Origin of the sequence: Psychrobacter cibarius (assembly GCF_016107535.1) — a bacterium.
Taxonomy (GTDB): Bacteria; Pseudomonadota; Gammaproteobacteria; order Pseudomonadales; family Moraxellaceae; genus Psychrobacter; species Psychrobacter cibarius.
Window position 1 is genome coordinate 1 of sequence record NZ_JABASQ010000018.1, and the last position, 18,950, is coordinate 18,950.

General features: G+C 42.6%; 17 protein-coding genes. 6 read left to right on the forward strand and 11 right to left on the reverse strand.

The window, feature by feature from the left end:
• Positions 1–159: 159 nt before the first annotated feature.
• Entirely contained in the window at positions 160–315 is a 156-nt protein-coding gene (locus tag JFC08_RS10200; protein ID WP_021814049.1) for a DUF1328 domain-containing protein, read from the reverse strand.
• A gap of 558 nt (positions 316–873) precedes the next feature.
• On the opposite strand from JFC08_RS10200, the gene JFC08_RS10205 reads away from it, so the two are divergent.
• The 3 genes from JFC08_RS10205 to JFC08_RS10215 all read left to right on the forward strand — a co-directional run bounded on the left by JFC08_RS10205 (position 874) and on the right by JFC08_RS10215 (position 4,339).
• A complete protein-coding gene (locus tag JFC08_RS10205) occupies positions 874–2,160 on the forward strand; it encodes a saccharopine dehydrogenase family protein (protein ID WP_198330613.1) in 1,287 nt (428 codons plus the stop codon).
• Between the two features lie 474 nt (positions 2,161–2,634).
• The gene (locus JFC08_RS10210; RefSeq protein ID WP_198330614.1) at positions 2,635–3,474 is read left to right on the forward strand and encodes a hypothetical protein; all 840 of its coding nucleotides are present in this window, start codon (positions 2,635–2,637) and stop codon (positions 3,472–3,474) included.
• Positions 3,475–3,928: 454 nt separating this feature from the next.
• On the forward strand, positions 3,929–4,339 hold the full coding sequence (locus JFC08_RS10215) for a hypothetical protein (RefSeq protein WP_198330615.1): 411 nt from the start codon (positions 3,929–3,931) through the stop codon (positions 4,337–4,339).
• 174 nt (positions 4,340–4,513) lie between these two features.
• Here JFC08_RS10215 and JFC08_RS10220 read toward each other — a convergent pair whose 3' ends face one another.
• On the reverse strand, positions 4,514–7,063 hold the full coding sequence (locus JFC08_RS10220; protein ID WP_198330616.1) for a Tex family protein: 2,550 nt from the start codon (positions 7,061–7,063) through the stop codon (positions 4,514–4,516).
• Between the two features lie 526 nt (positions 7,064–7,589).
• Between JFC08_RS10220 and ompR the strand changes: the two genes are divergently transcribed.
• Positions 7,590–8,348, forward strand: a complete 759-nt coding sequence (gene ompR, locus JFC08_RS10225) for an osmolarity response regulator transcription factor OmpR (protein WP_055123637.1) — start codon at positions 7,590–7,592, stop codon at positions 8,346–8,348.
• A 119-nt stretch (positions 8,349–8,467) separates the two neighbouring features.
• Positions 8,468–9,724 (forward strand): CobW family GTP-binding protein, encoded by a 1,257-nt coding sequence (locus JFC08_RS10230; protein WP_227697732.1) that lies wholly within the window; start codon positions 8,468–8,470, stop codon positions 9,722–9,724.
• Between the two features lie 55 nt (positions 9,725–9,779).
• Here JFC08_RS10230 and JFC08_RS10235 read toward each other — a convergent pair whose 3' ends face one another.
• The 5 genes from JFC08_RS10235 to ubiG all read right to left on the reverse strand — a co-directional run bounded on the left by JFC08_RS10235 (position 9,780) and on the right by ubiG (position 14,287).
• Positions 9,780–11,087, reverse strand: a complete 1,308-nt coding sequence (locus tag JFC08_RS10235; RefSeq protein WP_087813871.1) for an RNA-guided endonuclease InsQ/TnpB family protein — start codon at positions 11,085–11,087, stop codon at positions 9,780–9,782.
• Between the two features lie 210 nt (positions 11,088–11,297).
• Positions 11,298–11,564: a DksA/TraR family C4-type zinc finger protein gene (locus JFC08_RS10240; RefSeq protein WP_045443167.1), complete on the reverse strand. Its 267-nt coding sequence runs from the start codon at positions 11,562–11,564 to the stop codon at positions 11,298–11,300.
• 161 nt (positions 11,565–11,725) lie between these two features.
• Complete coding sequence (locus JFC08_RS10245; RefSeq protein WP_198330617.1) at positions 11,726–12,562, reverse strand: YciK family oxidoreductase; 837 nt, start codon at positions 12,560–12,562, stop codon at positions 11,726–11,728.
• A 99-nt stretch (positions 12,563–12,661) separates the two neighbouring features.
• Positions 12,662–13,372 carry an HAD family hydrolase gene (locus JFC08_RS10250; protein ID WP_087813874.1) on the reverse strand — a complete coding sequence of 237 codons (711 nt, stop codon included), beginning with the start codon at positions 13,370–13,372 and terminating at the stop codon, positions 12,662–12,664.
• Between the two features lie 75 nt (positions 13,373–13,447).
• A complete protein-coding gene (gene ubiG, locus JFC08_RS10255) occupies positions 13,448–14,287 on the reverse strand; it encodes a bifunctional 2-polyprenyl-6-hydroxyphenol methylase/3-demethylubiquinol 3-O-methyltransferase UbiG (RefSeq protein WP_198330618.1) in 840 nt (279 codons plus the stop codon).
• 449 nt (positions 14,288–14,736) lie between these two features.
• On the opposite strand from ubiG, the gene JFC08_RS10260 reads away from it, so the two are divergent.
• Complete coding sequence (locus JFC08_RS10260) at positions 14,737–15,357, forward strand: thiol:disulfide interchange protein DsbA/DsbL (protein ID WP_193836920.1); 621 nt, start codon at positions 14,737–14,739, stop codon at positions 15,355–15,357.
• 201 nt (positions 15,358–15,558) lie between these two features.
• On the opposite strand, the gene yjgA is transcribed toward JFC08_RS10260, so the two are convergent.
• The 4 genes from yjgA to panB form a co-directional block, all read right to left on the reverse strand.
• Complete coding sequence (gene yjgA / locus JFC08_RS10265) at positions 15,559–16,077, reverse strand: ribosome biogenesis factor YjgA (RefSeq protein ID WP_045443152.1); 519 nt, start codon at positions 16,075–16,077, stop codon at positions 15,559–15,561.
• A gap of 93 nt (positions 16,078–16,170) precedes the next feature.
• Positions 16,171–17,136 carry an RNase adapter RapZ gene (rapZ, locus tag JFC08_RS10270; protein WP_087945516.1) on the reverse strand — a complete coding sequence of 322 codons (966 nt, stop codon included), beginning with the start codon at positions 17,134–17,136 and terminating at the stop codon, positions 16,171–16,173.
• A 42-nt stretch (positions 17,137–17,178) separates the two neighbouring features.
• Entirely contained in the window at positions 17,179–18,087 is a 909-nt protein-coding gene (gene panC, locus JFC08_RS10275; RefSeq protein ID WP_198330619.1) for a pantoate--beta-alanine ligase, read from the reverse strand.
• Positions 18,088–18,128: 41 nt separating this feature from the next.
• Complete coding sequence (gene panB / locus JFC08_RS10280) at positions 18,129–18,929, reverse strand: 3-methyl-2-oxobutanoate hydroxymethyltransferase (protein WP_198330620.1); 801 nt, start codon at positions 18,927–18,929, stop codon at positions 18,129–18,131.
• Between the last annotated feature and the right edge of the window lie 21 nt (positions 18,930–18,950).

Below are 18,950 nucleotides of genomic sequence, written 5' to 3' on the forward strand. Positions count from 1 at the left end.
ATAAGCTCAAACAAAGTTATGAGAACACAGTGGCTCTCGCTTGTGCCTATATCTGGCTGAAATTATGAATGTTCAACACGCCCTAGTAAATACATTATTAAATACCAAAAAAAGTCCTCAATTGAGGACTTTTTTTATTTAACAATCTACAGTCATTAATTACATCTTGCGGCTTACAAATGCCACAATAAATAAAATGACAGCGACTGCTAAGAAAATATATGCCAGATTAGCAGACAATCCTGCGACACCGCCAAAACCCAACAAACTTGCTAACAATGCAATTACGGCAAAAATAATAGCCCAGCGAAACATAACCTTCTCCTTAAAAATTATTATTAGAAAACCAGATATTTAGATTGATGCAATCGACAATTATTAATAAGAAATAATTACTATTATTAATGACTGCCTTGCTCTCTCTAAGGTTCCTTTTTCTTTACTTTTTGTTTTTTTAATACTTATTAGTTTTTCAACCATTATTACTGCTTACGACCATAGATTAGCAATATTTATCTTTAGAAAACGTTCATTTTGGTAATGATATCGGTAGGTTATGTAACCTTTGTAGCAAATCTTAACATCGAACCTTTTTTTCATCCCTTTATGGGAGTTATGTGTATAGATGGTTAGTTATCACTTAGCCATCAACATTTTCATCATATAATCTGCTATAAACAGTAACTTACAAGTCATTTTTACTGGTCAAAAATACTTTAATATATCTTTTTCAGGCAGATATAAGTCTGAGTCATGACTTATATAGTTAACCTGATTTCTATCAAAAAATCAGACCTCAAACTCTGACTGTTAAATGGCAACAAATTTTAAACGTCACACGACTCATCAAAACATCTATTAAGGATAATAAATATGGATACCAATACGGATACCTCGAACAATACACGACAGCGTAGCGATGAAAAGCGTCCTTACGCGGTCGTCTTATATGGTGCAACCAGCTTTGTTGGTCAAATTACAGCACACTATTTAACAGAGTTTCTATCTAATACTAAAGACAAAGAGGGCTCCGATGTCACGTGGGCGATTGCTGGGCGTGATGAAGAAAAATTGAACGAATTGCAATCTAAACTTGGCAGCACTGTCGATATTATTCTTGCTAATAGTGACGATGCGGATAGCCTTGATGAGATGACCAAACAAACCCAAGTCATCATTTCAACCGTCGGTCCTTATCTTAAATACGGTGAGCCGCTGATCAAATCTTGTACCACTCATGGGACAGATTATGTCGACCTCACCGGTGAAGCCATATTCATCAAAGACATGATGGACAAGTATCAGGACGCGGCAAAGCAAAGCGGCGCTCGTATTGTCAACTCGTGTGGCTTTGATTCGATTCCATCGGATTTGGGCGTCTACTTTACCCAAACCCAAGCAGAAAAGAAATTTGGTCGCGCTTGTGATGTGATTCATATGCGTGTCAAAGCGGCGAAAGGCGGTCTATCAGGTGGCACCATTGCCTCGATGGCGACTATTTTTGAAGAAGTTGGAAAGGACAAGTCACGTCGTAAGCAGGTAGCAAATCCTTATCTACTCAATGATGACAAAGATGCGCCAAACGTGCGCCAAGCTAATGTCAGTAAGCCAGAATACGATAGTGACCACAAACGCTGGCTTGCACCTTTTGTCATGGCCAGTATCAATACCCGTATCGTGCATCGCACCAACCAATTGCTTGGCTATGAATATGGTCGTGACTTTAAATATGACGAAGCAATGTGGATGCAAGATGGTGTAAAAGGTCAATTATCAAGCTATGCAATGAGCGCCGGCTTGTTTGGATTTGCCACTGCTATGATGGTCAAACCGAGCCGTGAATTATTAGCTAAGCACGTGCTACCCAAGTCAGGTTCTGGTCCGTCTGCAGAAGAGCAAGCAAACGGTTACTTTGACATTCGCCTCTTTGGAGAAACAGCTAATAAAGACACCATCAATACGAAAGTAACGGGTGATAAAGATCCAGGTTACGGCAGTACCTCGCGTATGCTAGCGCAAGCAGCGTTATGCTTAGCACAAGATATCAGCAAAGAAGAAGTTGGTGGTGGTTTTTGGACGCCAGCCTCTGCCATGGGTAATCATCTACTAGCACGTTTAGAAGAGCATGCGGGTCTTAGTTTTGAAGTTGTCGATTCGTAAGATTACCCATTTATAAATCGAAGCAATCTACCTCTTAACATCTAATTAATGACCGTATCTTAGCAACGAGATACGGTTTTTTATTGCCTATTTTTCCTCATTATTCAGATTTAAATCTTTTGAGCGATTGTTAATGAATAATAATAACGTGATTCTTTGGTAAACGATATTGGCACTTCTTGCCTTTTTAATACATTAAGCTACACATTTCTAGAATAATGTCACAGCCATATTGCAGTGAATGACGTAGGATAAAAAAGGTTAGGCAACTTTTTACCCCATATCTTTTTACCCCATATTGCATAGCAGCTTTGAGAGGAATAATTGGCTCATTAATATTCCATTTAGACTTTAAACGCGTCAGAGTAATTTTCTAGTGGAATAAAAATCATATTAATAAAAATTAAGTTTTACTTATTTATCATAAATTTGGAATAAATCAATAGACCCTCATCTAATTAAAAGGAAATAACAATGAAAATCAATATATTAACCGCTGCTGTGATGACATCTGGTCTTGCTATGTTTGCAAGCTCTGCTAACGCCGCTATGACTACCGATAGCCACGGCAATGTTGGCTATGACAGTTATGAGGAGTGTGTCACCGCTGTCAAAGACGGTTCGGCCAAATTTTATACCCCTTATACTTATCAAAACCCAAAGCGCCAAGCAGGTGAAGCGACTGTCAAAAAAATGCGTTTGTCTGAAGTGATGATTCCTCAAACAGTGGTCAATGCAAACAACTTAACAGCCAGTAATTACTCAGCAGGTGCTTGTGATCTAGGGGTTGGGCAGTCAAATGGTCGCTATGGTGTTTCGGGTGCATTGGTTGGGAAATACGTCCCTATTGCCGCTGATATGCCTGTCAACGTCTATATGGACAAGGCTGGCAATCCAGTACGTTTAAGCATGCAGCAGTGCGATAACCACTTCGGTGCCAAGTTTCCAACGCCTATTACGAGCGAAACAAAAGAAGCTGAAGCACCAGAAGCACAACTCGCGATTATCGAAGATCGCCGTGTAGAGCCTGTCATCATTGAAACCACACGTGTTATCCGCCCTACTAAATATAGTGTCAAAGAAGTCATCATCGTACCAAAAGATCAAATCAAGCGAGTAAACACAGCGTCAGGTACAGCCATTGCTATCGAAGACGAGGCTAATCGTACTGTAATCGTTGGTGAAGAAGCAGATGCGGATGTCATCGACAATACTGAAATCAATCAAACCTTCCCAGTCATTCGTGTTCCTAGTAGCAGCACTCAACAACGCGTCGTTGATCCAAACACTGGCAAGTATATCGTTATTGAATAAGACTCTAATGAAATATAAACGAACAAGATTCGTTGAGACATCATTGGTATAAGAATTAGAGATAGGAAAGTAGAAAACAATACTATTTTTCTATCTGACAATAACCATACAATAGTTGCACAAAGTCACCTGATAACATCCGTCTGTTAGAATTTTAATCTATGGACTACTGAACTAACGCTTGTTTAGTTGGTATTCTCCCCTTTAGATTTTTATCACTGATTTAGGTCAGCTTATAAAGCTCTTTATCCAAATCCATCATGATAGTCTCTTAATGGTTATCATGATTTTATTTTGTCTACCAATTAAATGTTAGATATATTAAATATATAGATTTGAATTACTAAATGAATGTGTGATATGCAACGGCTGTATACAGCAGTTAGCAACATAAGCGTCAAGTTTGAAATTTTTTAAGCTGACATTATAAGATTGTAAATTAAGGAATTGATTAATGAAAAAAAGTACTCTGTCTTTATCGCTACTGATTGGCGCTGCGCTCACTATCCCAAGTTTGGCTATGGCAGCACCTGCTGATACTGCAGCAGTAGATGTGCAATCAGCGGCTACTGCCACCACACTTGAGATGGAAGGTGACAATACAAATAATGCTTCAGCAGACAATCAATCTAGCCCATTTCAGATTAGTGAGACACAGATTATCTCAAGAGCAAGCGTTAACAACAGTGCTGAGCAACAGCCGATGACTACTGAGCTTCAAGCTGAGCAAGAAGCAATGGATGCCGAGCAAGAGTTGATTCAAGATTCTGAAGAAGCGATGCAAGAAGAAGCGATGCAAGAAGAAGACTCGTTAGACACACAAGAAGAATTACAAGAAGCTGAAGAAGCCACAGAAGAATTATAGAATACGAAATAAAGTACGATATGAACCCCGCTGTTAACTGAAATCATTGAAAAGAGGTTATTCAGCGAGTTAGGTTTGAGCAGTTATCAGTGTTCATTAACAATTTCTATTTTTAAATAAATTCCATAAAAAAGGCAGCCTAATGGCTGCCTTTTTTATCACTATTAATATTAACTATTTTTTGGTTTTAGTCACGCCAGCTTCCTGTAACAGCGCCCCAAGCGTACCCATTTTTCTAGGCGCTTCTGCTTTATCAGCCCTTGGCGCTTTGCTACGATCATTATTAGCATGGTCTTTATCCTGACGATTACCGCGAGATTTCGACGGGCGCTTATCAGGCGCTGGACGGCTACTGTTTGGGCGTTTACTATTTGCATGATCGCTACGTGGACGACTGACCTTCTCATCATTACCAGCACTTTCAGCCGCTTTCGCTGCTGGGCGCGCAGGCTTTTCAGATTCTGGCTTCATACTAAAGCCGATACGACCACGTTTTTCATCGATAGAAATGACACGTACCGAGACGATATCGCCTGGTTTGACACGGTTCATCGGGTCTGCGACAAAGTCATTGGCCATCTGTGAGATATGTACCAAACCATCCTGATGAACGCCAACATCAACGAAGCAACCGAAGGCTGTCACATTGGTCACCACGCCTTCAAGCTGCATACCCTCGCTCAAGTCTTTAATACTGTTAACGTCTTCACGGAAGTTAGCAGTCTTAAATTCAGGACGTGGGTCGCGTGCTGGTTTGGCTAGCTCATCGATGATAGCAGTTACACTAATATTGTCATCATTAGCAGCCAGTGCAGTGCTATCTATCGTATTTAGTACGCCGTCATTACCGATGACTTCTGGCAATGCCTTACCAGTTTGTGCCAATAAGCTATCGACCAGCGCATAGCTTTCTGGATGCACACCAGTGGCATCAAGGGGATTACTACCACCATGGATACGCAAGAAGCCTGCTGCTTGTTCAAAGGTCTTAGCGCCTAAGCGTGGAACGTTTTTTAATGATTCACGACTTTCAAAAGCACCATGCTCTTTACGATAGGTCACGATTTGCTGCGCGACGTTTTTATTCAAACCAGCGATATGTGCCAAGATAGCAGGGCTTGCAGTATTTACATCAACGCCAACCGCATTTACGCTATCTTGCGTGACTTTATCAAGACTATCTGCCAATTGCGTTTGGTTGACATCATGCTGATATTGACCAACGCCAATGGCTTTTGGATCAACCTTGACCAATTCTGACAATGGATCTTGTAAGCGACGGGCGATAGAAACCGCACCGCGTACCGAAACGTCTAAGTTACCAAGCTCGTCAGTGGCAAGCTCACTGGCTGAATAAACAGACGCACCTGACTCATTGACGATAACTGATTTGGCTTGTAATTCAGAGTTGGCAGCCAAAATTTCTTTAATCATCGCATCTGTTTCGCGGCTCGCCGTACCATTACCGATAGCCACCAAATCAACGTGGTAAGTACTCAATAATTCATCGATGACTTTTTTGGCTTCATCCATCTTATTATCAGGGGCAAATGGATAAACGGTTGCGACGACAGGCTTGTCTTCGCTGTCTAACATGACGTGACCTTGAGCATCGACGATGGCCATTTTTACGCCATGACGAATGCCAGGATCAACGCCTAAAATTACTTTGCGACCGGCAGGCGCTGACATTAATAAGTGCTGCAAATTATTGGCAAATACGTCAATCGCATCCGCTTCAGCAGTCAGACGTTTTTCCGTCAATAAACGGTGTTCAATATGCGGACGCCATTTGTCTTTCCACAAACTCGTCGCCGCTTCTGTCAAAAATGCTTGACGCTCGGCTGGCGCTTTAGTATCAACATCAAAATGCTTAATAATTTTTTCGATAAATGGCGCGTCTTCACCTTCGATTTTTAGACCCAAGACGTTTTCTTGACGACCACGTAGCATCGCTAATAAACGATGATTCGGCAGACGCGCAAGGCTTTCACTATGCTCGAAGTAATCTTTGAATTTCTCGCCGACTTCGCGTTTTTCTTCACTAGCAACGGCAGATACGATACTGGCCGTCTTGGCAAAGCCACTGCGCAAGTTGTCTAGCAAAGCCAAAGCCTGCGTCCATTCATCAACGATGATGGCCTGTATACCAGCAAGTTGCTTGGTGATATCGCTAAAATCAACTTCGATCTCATTACCACTATCATCGGTAATGCTCGATTGAACTTGATAGTCTGCTAATGCGTCAGTTGGCGTGACGGCTTGCGTCAAGACGGCTTGCGCTGCCACATCAAGACCAGCAGCACGTGCCTTGGCGGCAGGAGAGCGGCGACGCGGGCGGTATGGCAAGTAGATGTCTTCAAGCTCAAGTTTCGACGTCGCATTATCGATACGCGTCTGTAGCTCGTCAGTCAAATTGCCCTGAGTGCTGAGCAGCTCAGTAATCTTGAGGCGACGGGTAGCCATATCGCGCTCATAATTGAGTGACTTCTCTAAAGCGCGCAATTGCGCATCGTCAAGATTCTGCGTCTTTTCTTTACGGTAACGGGCAATAAATGGAACGGTCGCGCCTTCATCGTAAAGTTTGACAAACGCATTGACTTGAGCAGTCTTAATGCCAAGCGCGCGAGCAAGCTTGTCGTGAATATTCGCGTGTGTGGTTGCATCCAAAACCTGTGCATTTGTCGAGGTTTGAGATGGCGTTAAGGTATCAGTGCTACTCATAGACGTATCAATCGTTGAGAAATGTAGTTTTGCATTATAGCAAAAGCTGCATGAATAAAAATCCTTTTTATCTTTTCGTTATTTATCGCTAGTTTTATGACGAAAATCGTCTCATATCATAGGTTCTGTCGCTTTGTTAAACAAACGCATACAGCATTTGTCCTGATGGGTGATGCAATTAGTGGTGCAATCTTATACACTAAAGTATCGAAGGCGCAAATATTGGTACGCGCTGACGCATTGAACAATAGTATTCAAATTTATGATGGATTGAGACGGACCTTTACTTTTGACCACTCATTGAATAAAGACAGTTTTTCTGCTCAGGTTTTTTTGTATAGTCGATTCAAGATAATTTAGCGATGAGGACAGCACGTTAAAATACTATAAATAGTAGACTCAACGAGCCTGACACCGTATTTTCTTTATATCATTATATCATTATATCATTTTAACTATATAACCTTTAGCCTTGACTGTTAACGATAATTTCTACTAATAATAATTTTTATAAGAGGATGCCTGTATGTCTGAAAATAACAGCCCTGATACCTTAACTCAACGAATTTTAGTCGTTGATGACGATGCACGCTTGCGCTCTTTATTACAGCGCTTTCTAGAAGACGACGGTTTTGTCGTCCGTACCGCTCATGATGGTAGTCAAATGGACAAACTGTTACAGCGTGAGCTTTTCTCGTTGGTGGTACTCGATTTGATGCTGCCAGGCGAAGACGGCATCAGTATCTGTAAGCGTCTACGCGAAGACAATGGTGACATTCCTATCATTATGCTGACAGCCAAAGGTGGTGATGCCGATCGTATCGCTGGTCTAGAAGCGGGCGCAGATGATTATCTGCCAAAACCCTTTAACCCAAAAGAGCTGTTGGCTCGTATTAAAGCGGTATTACGTCGTCAAAATCGCGAGCTGCCTGGCGCACCAAGCCATCAGCTTGAAGTGGTTGAGTTTGGACCGTGGACGCTTGATTTATCGACACGTACGCTTAAACGTGACGGCAATGTTGTCACTTTAACGACAGGTGAATTTTCGGTGCTAAAAGCACTCGTGCAGCATCCACGTGAGCCGTTGACACGCGATAAATTGATGAACCTTGCGCGTGGTCGTGAATGGGGTGCGATGGAGCGTTCTATCGACGTACAGGTATCACGTTTGCGCCGTTTGATTGAAGACAACCCTTCACAAGCGCGTTACATCCAAACCGTTTGGGGTGTAGGCTACGTATTCGTTCCTGACGAAGCCGAAGTAGAAACCGTTAAAAGTGAGTAACTTTTGACTATGTGTGTCCTCATTTCGAAAATTCCGATTATCGATTGAATTGAGGACACACGCTAATATCATTTCCATTTAATATAGGTCGTGTTTGATTACTCACAAATACGACCTATATGATGAGTGTCTCTGTGAAAAAACCTATTATTTTTCAAAACATACCCTGCACCTTGGTGACAGGGTTTTTGGGTGCTGGTAAGACCACAGTGATTAATCAGCTGCTTGCTATCAAACCTGCCGATGAGCGCTGGGCATTGCTGATCAATGAATTTGGTCGTATCGGTATTGATGGTGCGCTGCTGGCAAGCGCGCAAGAGAGTAAGCCTGAGCAAGATAATATTGCGATACGCGAAGTCAGTGGTGGCTGTATTTGTTGTACCAGTCAGCTGCCATTACAAATTGCTATCAGTCGGCTACTTAGTGAGCATCATCCACAGCGGTTGCTCATCGAACCCACAGGGCTTGCTCATCCACGTGAGCTTATCATGCAGCTCAGTGCACCGCATTGGCAAACAGCGCTCAATATGCAAGCAGTAATAACGGTACTGAGTGGCGTGCAATGGCAGCAAGATAAATACCGTCATCATGACGGTTTTCAAGCGCATGTCCGTGATGCCGATGTGTTAGTCATTAATCGCTATGCTCAATTAAGCGATAGCGAAAAACAAGCACTGCAACAATGGATAGCCAAGCTCAATGCACAGGTAAAAATTATTTGGGCAGTATCTGAGCAGATATCTCATGATACAAATGACTCATCCAATATTCTTTTATCAGAATCAAGCGTGTCAGAGCTGAAAACCCAGCTAACCAAGCCCAGTCAGGTTATCTCGAAACAACGCACAGTCAATATTATTCACCCTCAAAAATCGATTATTAGTTTGCAACCGCAGAGCAATGCCCTATCGATATCGACCACCTTGTCATCCGACGCTTTTACAAACAAAGATGATGCGCAGACCGACACAGATATTGAGCTACCTTATCGTTATCATGAGAAACAACAAGAGTTACAGTTGGCGGGTTGGAGACTGCCAGCGTACTACATATTAAAAGCGGATGAGTTACAGAGTTGGTTATTAACGCTACCGAACTGGCAACGTATCAAAGGCGTGGTTCATACGTCTGATGGCTGGCTACAAATCAATTTTACCCCTGACAGCTTAACCACCAGTACGGTCAGCGCACAAGTTGATAGTCGGCTAGAGATTATATTACAGTTGGATGCAAATACTAATAACGACAACGATACAGCGGTAGAAAGCGACCGCTCAGAAGAAAAAGATAGGACAGCATTTTTATCTTCTATAAAGACGCTACCTTCTATCGATTGGGATACCTGCGACCGTGAACTAATGGCACTGGTTATTTGACACACTCCCACCACTTTCGCCAAGCTCAAGTGGGGGATTCTAAAAGCAGATGCTCTTAGGCGACTTTCTCACGAAGGTCGCAAGTTTTCTGTTTCAACGGGCGACCTTTACTGCATCCTCCCTCCGCAGACAAAACGGCATGTCCTGCCGCTAATATGTTACGAGCTGCATTAAAATCAGCGTTCGCAACATACATGCATTTGACGCACTCAAATTTAGACTGAGTTTGTCTGTTATCGACAGCGATATGCTGGCATTCAGAGCAGGTTTGGCTGGTGTAGCGTGGATTTACTTTGATAAGTAAGCCGCCTTGCCAGTGTTGCTTATACTCAAGCATATCGACCATCATGCCCCAGCCTTGATCTAGGATTGATTTGTTTAATCCTGACTTGGCTTTGACATGACGACCTTTGTTCTCCACCGACCCGCTGGCTGATTTCGACATATTAGCGACCTTTAAATCCTCACAAGCAATCATGGCGTGGTTTTTGCTGATGCGGGTGGTGATTTTATGCAAGTAGTCATGGCGAATATTAGCAATGTGGCTGTGTAGCTTTTGAATCTTGCGGTTTTGCTTTTTCCAGTTTTGGCTAAACAGAACCTTTCTGCTTAATTGACGCTGTAATTTGGCAAGTTTAATTTGATTGGCTTTAAAGCTGTTTTTCGGTTTGATGTACTGACCGTTTGAGGTGGTGAGTAGTTTACTGATACCCATATCCAAACCAATGGCGCTTGTGGCAGGGTGACGTGGGTTCTCATCCAGTTCGCGCTCTGTGCCAAACGACACGTACCAGTGCCCTAATTTCTTGCTAATGGTGACATTTTTAATCGTGCCAATAATGTCTTGCGATTTCCTAAACGTCACCAAGCCCACGCCATTAGGCAGTTTTACTCGATTGCCTTCAACACGACAGTATTTATCAAACTGAACCAAGCGAATGGAGTCACGCCCATCTGATTTGCGCTTAAATTGTGGCATCAATGGTCGTCGTTGAATCTCTGTGCCATCAGCCAATTTAAAGAACTTAGGTTTGCGAGGTTTCTTTTTATTTTCTTTTAACCTGGCATGTACTTTAGGATCAAAAAAACGCGACCAAGCCGATGCCAGATCACGTACTTTTTGTTGTAAAGAGACAGCATTTGAGCTGGTTTTTAAGAACTCGAAATCAGGGTTGCTTTTTAGATCCATGATTTTATTAACGAGGTTGGTGGCATTGATAAACGCATCTTTAGCAAACATCTCAAATGAGATTGCCAGCACTTGATTCCAAACAAAACGTGCAGAGCCGACAAGATTATTTAAAATAATCTCCTGCTCCGTATTAGGCTCCAGCCTAAATTTATACGCTTTGTTGATTTTCATCTAACACTCTTTATAAGTTACAAGGTATTATAATAATTAATTATTCTACCAGATTCAGGCGCATATTATGTAATTTAAACATTAAAAATGATGCGAAATTCACCGCCACCCTAATGTCGGATGGCGTCCTCTTTCGCGGTTTTGATAGTAATAGACAAAAAAAGGGCAGACATTGCTGTTCGATATAGCAATGCCTGCCCTTTTTCTTTTTTAACGTAATTGACTGTCTTTGCTACCGCGCCGGTTGAACAGCTCAGCGGCTCTCGCCTCTTGTTCAAGTTCTGTCTGACAGCTGACGCAATGCTGAATACCAGGCACTGCTAACCGCCGTGCTTCTGGAATAGGCTTGCCGCATTCATCACACATCTCGGCACTGATGCCAGTTGGCAACGCACGTCTTGCCCGCTCTAATGCATCATTTACCGTTGCATCCATTTGCTCATGCTCAGCACCATCTCTTGACCAACCACCTGCCATAATTCTATCCTATTTACGATAATCAGATATTACAAATCGCTTTAATAACAAATAGATGGGGTTGTTTATAATTAATTGCAACCTACTAGAGCATGCCTCAATCTGAAAGTATGCGAATAAATGCGCTAAGTAATGACATTTCCTAGCAAAAAATCACATGACTAATCTTTTGGCTGTAGCTCGACCACTTGCCCGCGTACCCCGATACTGGCATCACTCATCAGACAAACATAGCCTGCCATGATATCTTCAGGTGTTTTTAGGCTCATAGGACTCTCTCCTGGATAAGCATGGGCGCGCATATTGGTACGAGTGCCACCAGGATTGACACAGTTAAAACGTAAATTAGTTGTATTCTGTGTCTCTTGGGTAAAGATATCACTCATGCCTTCTACGGCTTGCTTGGACAGCGCATAAGCACCCCAGAACGCGCGAGGATGTGTACCGACCGTGCTAGAGGTGAAAATAACAGAGCCATTCTCAGCATCTTTAAGTAGTGGTAGCAGTGCTTGGGTGAGCATAAACGTCGAGGTAAAGTTCACCTTCATAACTTGTGCAAAAGTATCGACGTCATACATCTCAAGTGGGGTTAGCTGCCCAAGCATACCCGCATTGTGCAAGATGCCATCGAGCTGACCGACTTCTTTATTAATCAACCCCTCTAACTGCTGCATTTCAGCATAGGTTGCCCCTTCTAGATTCATCGGTAGCATGGCAGGCTGTTTGCCACCAAGACTTTCAATCTCATCATAAACATATTCAAGCTTGCTGCTGGTACGTCCCAATAACAGGACTGTCGCTCCATAACGAGCATAAGTCAGCGCGGCAACGCGGCCGATACCGTCACCTGCCCCCGTGACCAAAATAGTCTTACCATCTAAACAATTATCAGATGGTACAAAGTTGCGAATATCATTATGAGTTAACGGTTGAGTTAGACTTTGAACGGTTTTCTGGTGGTCTTGCTGACTAGCTGACTGGTTAATATTGTCACTCATGGCATTGCTCACTGCTTATCGTTTAATAGTTGGGATGCTAAGTATTTATCGTGTTTCTTTAAAAACATAGAGTGTGGCGGACTCGATTTATAATTTTATTTATAAATAGTCAAATTTACCAGAAGAGAGCAACAGTTTATTTAATTGCTCAGGCGTATCAGTAATATAATCTGCACCCCATTTCTTTAGGTTTTTTTGATCTTCAGGCGGAATATAACCATAAGCAGCTAGAATCGTCGGCATGCCAGCGGCATTACCAGCTTCGATATCACGGATATGATCGCCAACATAAATCACGCTTTCAGCGGCGCCGCGAGGGATACCAAGCTTCTCTAACGCCGCATACATAGGCTCTGGATCGGGTTTTGAGCGAGACACATCATCAGGACAGACCAAAGCAGAACAGCGCCCGTCTAACTGCATCTTGTCTAGTAACTTCTCTGCCAGATAACGCGGCTTGTTGGTCACAATACCCCATGGCACCCCTTTTTCTTCAAGAGCAGTCAACACATCTTCTAATTCAGCGAACACACAACTATCGACGCATATCTCAGCTTCATAATCATCTAAAAACTGTTGGCGAAACTCCTGCAAAGCTTCTTCGCTAACCTCAATTTGATCGTTATGACGTAGCATCAACTGTACCATCGCTGAAGCACCAGCAGAAACTTGCTCGCGAATTTCTGCTTCAGGGGGTGCTTGCCAATCATTTTCGCGGCTCATTTTACCGATAATACGGACAAAATCAGCAGCCGTATCGATTAATGTCCCATCGAGATCAAATAAAACCGCTTTTACAAATTGGCTCATAGTGAATGCTCTTAATATAGATAAGGTGTTGAGTGAAATAATATGACATGAAAACAACCAAATACGGCATTCAGCTTAAGCCAGTGGCTTGTGTACTGCCATCATGTAATTAACATCGACATTTTGAGCCAGCCAATAACGCTTGGTCAGCGGATTATAATGCAAGCCAATGATATCTTGACGTGTGAATCCCGCATCAATTGCCATTTTATCTAATTCGGCTGGCGTGATAAATTTGGCATAGTCATGAGTGCCACGATCGAGCAAACGCAACACATACTCTGCGCCAACGATGGCAAACAGATATGATTTAGGGTTTCGATTGATCGTCGATAATACGCAGACACCGCCTGGTGCCAATAACTCAAAGCACGCCTGCACAATCGAGCTGGGATCAGGCACATGCTCGAGCATCTCCATGCAAGTCACTATATCGAACTGACCTGCATGAGTTTTGGCTAGTTCTTCTACTGGGATATGCTGATAGCGCAGCGTCTCATGTAAAGCGCTTTGCTCTGCATGCAGCGCTGCCGCTTTTAGGTTTTCGGTACCTAAATCAATCCCTGTCACATCCGCACCGCGACGTGCCATAGACTCTGACAATATACCGCCGCCACAGCCGACATCGAGCACTTTTTTTCCAGCCAAGCCGGTTTCAGCCGTTTTATGAATATCTGTATCAGCACTGTTATTTTGATAACTGCACTTGACGTTTTCTTCTATCCAATTTAAACGCAGTGGATTTATTTCATGCAAAGTCGCAAATGCACCCGTCTTACTCCACCATTCGCTTGCCAACTTATTAAACTTGTCGACTTCGCTAGGATCTACATTAATGGCGGTAGCCGTTGTATCATCAAGACTGCTGTTTGCTTGCTCATTCAAAGAAGGCGAGGAAGATAGAGCTGAGCTCATTGCATTTTTCCTTTATTGTCATTATCGTTATAATCATATACAGTGCACAATTATGTACCTAATATTAGCATGAGAGCGGCAGCTTTGTCGTGAGTACATCGTCACCGATTGTGAATACTCTTAGCAAACGTTCATATTTTCTGTACCGTTTTTTTAGAGGATAGATGCCTCAAACAGTCTAAAACCTAAATAATAAAACGCTAAAAAAATTCCAAAAAACGCGGTGAAATAAGCCTTAAATAATGGCTCACAGCTTTACAACCATTAGTTAAGAATCGGATTCACAAGCAACCATGTTTTACGTTATTATAGTCGATACGTCGCTATAGTTCGATTATACTCGACACTGTCTCGTTTGGGCACTTTAAAAACTTGTGCGCTATACCCAAAACCATACGATACTAAAACATCTCAACAAACCCTAAGTTTTCACACCTCAAGGATAAAGTATGAAACGTGTCATCACACTGACTGGTCTGGCCATGGCCATTGGATTTGCCACTATGGGCGCACAAGCTGCCGACTATGTCGCCGGAAAAGACTATCGCGTGCTAGACAATCCAGAAAAAATCAGCGGTGATGCTATCATTGTTCGTGAGTTTTTTTGGTATGGTTGCCCGCATTGTAACGTTCTTAACCCACATATGGAAAAATGGGCTAAAAACAAAGACAAAGACGTTGCCTTTTTCAAAACGCCAGCAGCGCTTAACCCTGTCTGGGAAGCGAACGCTCGTGGTTTCTATGCCGCTCAGCTGCTAGGGTTTGAAGACAAGACTCATGACGCATTATTTGATGCCATTCACAAAGATGGTAAGAAAATCTTTGACCAATCATCATTAAGCAAATGGTATGCATCGAAAGGCGTTAATGAGAAGAAATTCAATAGCCTTTATAATTCATTCGCCGTTGGTACGAAAATTGGTCGTTCACAAGCAGGTGCTAAGCGTTATCAGCTCTCTGGTGTGCCAGCAGTCGTCGTGCAAGGCAAATACGTTGTAACTGGTGAAAGTGCCACTGTACCTAAAGTCGTTGACTATTTGGTTGACAAAGTTCGTGCTGAAAAGAAATAGGTTAAGTACTAATATAAATTAGGTACCGTTATAAATTAGGGACTAGCATTTATCTGCAAGTGTCATTTGTACCTAAATGCTCTTACCCATAAAAAAGCCAATCACTTGATGATTGGCTTTTTTTATTTGCAGACTAAATTAATTTATAAGTGGAGATATTGTATAAATAGTGGTCAAAGCTATTTAGCCGCTATCACCTTATTATTTTTCTTTTTTCAATTGCGACAAAATAGTGACTTCACGAATATAACTGGCTAAATCTGCTTTAGACTCTGCCATCAGCTCATCGTCTTGGGTATGTTTGGCGTACTCAATCCATAACAGTAATTGATACATACTATTTTGTTCAGATGCTTGGTATTGTTTAACGAACTGCTTAAGCGTCCCTTCATCATTAATATTTAAACGCTCAAACCAACTTTCTATTTTTGAGACCTGTTCTTTAGGGAAAAACGCATCAAATAACGCTTTTACCAATTCGTGGCGGTTTTCTTCACTAATCAGCTTACCAACGCGCTTGGTTTGGCGAATACGAGCATTAGCGCTGGTGATATCGGCCAATGCCATGAGTTCTGCCATAAAATAGTCACTAGCTGGCAGATTTTTGAGTTGCTTTTTCGATAAGCTGGCAAGTGGTATCGACAACTTCTGCAAGCGCTCATGGGCCTTTTTGAGTTCAGTGCGCGAGACGCGCATATCCTGTTCTTTCCAGTCAATCATAAAAGCTTTCCAAAATAATAAAATTAACAGGGGCATGCTCTCATTTTAGGAATAGTCATAAAAATGAAGATATGCCCCAGTGTTTACCAATAACTACCAACGATTTTTTTCACGATGTTTCGCCAGCACTTTTATACTTTGCGGCATAACATCGGCAAGACGACGTTGTAAATTATCGGTGATGAATACTGAACGATGCTTACCACCAGTACAGCCAATAGCCACTGTCACTGTATGGCGGTTATTGTGTAAAAATTCGGGTAACCAACGGGTTAAAAACTTATCTATATCATCAGTCATCTCAGCCACTTCTGGATAGTCGGCAAAGAATGCGGCAACTTCCGTGTCTAGACCTGTCGAAGTACGCAATTTAGGGTTCCAATGCGGATTCGGCAAAATTCTCACATCAAAGACAAAATCTGCATCAATAGGACTGCCATATTTAAAGCCAAAAGACAGCAGATTAATCACAATCTGATTGTCCACGCCGACATGTTCACGCAAGCTGTCTTTCAATTGATGAATATTCAAATTGCTGGTATCAATTCTGATATCGGCATGACCTGCGATAGGCTCTAACAGCTCCACTTCTTTTTTAATCGCGGCAGGTAGATTAAAAGCAATGTGCTTGGCATTGTCACTATCAATATCCTGTGACATCAGCGGATGTACGCGGCGTGTCGCATTAAAACGTGCTATCAAGGTACTTTCTTGCGCGGTCACGTACACTACTTTGACCGCATGCGCCCCGTATGTTTTCTTTAAGGATGCATGCATCTCTGCAAAGTTGGATAGATCCGCTCGCGGTGTTCGAATATCAACACCAAGCGCAATACGACGAATCCCACTTTCATTGACCAATTTATGCGCAGCATCCGGCAATAAGGATAACGGTAAGTTATCAATAGAATAATATCCTAAATCTTCTAAGATATTTAATACTGATGTTTTACCTGAGCCTGAACGCCCTGATACCACTAGGATACTGAGCTTATCGGTTGCTATTTTACACGCTGCCTGCTCAGATTGACTGTTATTTTCACCCTGACTCACATCCATGATTCACCCATTCTAGTCCATTGCATCCTGCGAATTACTATGTCACAACGATTGATCCACCGTCACCAATTGATTGTCTAACAAACGTGCACGTCCTAGCCAAGCAGCGACTAAAATCATCAAACTCTTATTTTCTACATTAAAAGTTACAGTATCATTAGTGAGTGACTCTAGCGTATCGGTTTTAATGTCTAAATAATCAATAATGAAGCCAGCATCCGTAATACGCTGATGCGTTTCTGCTAGCAACGACTGAACAACTTGTTGGCTCTGTTCGCCTTTTTCTAACTGCTTTGCTAAATATTGTAGCGCTTGATGGATAACAGGTGCTACCTCACGTTCAGTAGCACTTAAATATTGGTTACGCGATGAGAGTGCCAAACCATCTGCAGCGCGGACAATAGGTGCCCCTATAATTTCAATGGGATAACTTAAATCACGTACCAATTGCTTAATAATCGCTAATTGCTGATAATCTTTTTGTCCAAAAACAGCCATATCCGGTTGTACGATATTGAACAGTTTAGAGACGACAATACCAACACCGTCAAAATGCCCAGGGCGTGATTGACCACATAATTGAGTGGTAATAGCACCTGCAAGAACGGAAGTCGGCGGCGGTAAGACAGGGTACATCTCTTCAATACTGGGCGCAAACACATAATCAGTATCGACCGTTGCTAGCTTAGCGACATCCTCATCAAGCGTGCGAGGATAACTATCAAAATCCTCTCCCGCGCCAAATTGAGTAGGGTTGACAAAAATACTAACCACCACGATATCAGCATGTTGCTTGGCTATTTTTACTAATTCAAGATGGCCAGCATGCAGATTGCCCATCGTTGGCACTAAAGCGATGCGCTGTGGGCCATCTTGATTGTCATTTTTTTGTCCACGATAAGACTGTAAAGCTGTACGCAATGCGGAGATATGATGATGAATGATTGGCATGGTTAACTATTCTTCTACTGATAATCGTAAAAACTAAAATGTTAGCTAAACTGGTGCTGCTCGGTTGGAAAACTGCCTTCACGTACTGACTGCTGGTAAAGGGCAAATGCGCCTTCGATACTGTGCGCGCTATTACGTTCATCGGTCAAAAAGTCATGAATAAAGCGCGGGACACGGCCGTGTGCCATACCTAGCATGTCATGCATGACCAACACTTGACCATCCGTATCCGCACCAGCACCAATCCCAATAACTGGCACTGCGACGGCTTCCGTCACTGCTTTTGCAAGCTCAGCAGGTACGCACTCTAACACTAACAGCGCAGCACCTACCGCAACGACTGCTTTCGCATCAGCAAGCAATTGATCAGCCGCTTCGTCACCACGACCTTGGATTTTATAACCACCAAACACATTGACTGATTGCGGTGTTAATCCTAAATGCACACAAGTAGGCGTCCCTGCTTGCGCCAAAGTCGTGATTAAATCGCAAAGCTCACTACCACCTTCAATCTTAATCACATGCGCGCCCGACTGCATCAGCTGACGACTATTGGCAACCGCTTCTGGCAGGGTCACATAGCTCATGAATGGCAAGTCAGCCAATATCAGCGCGTGTTTATTGCTACGGGCAATATTGGCTGTATGATAAGCCATGTCATTGACAGTCACGGGTAACGTTGAGTCGTGACCTTGCACCACCATGCCCAAACTGTCACCGATTAAAATCGTATCAATCTCTGCCTTTTCCATCATGCGTGCAAACATCGAGTCATAGCACGTTAAGCAAGTGAACTTGGTGCCATCTTTTTTGAATTTTTTTAAAGTAGATAACGTCGTCATATGATCCTCGATTAACCTTTA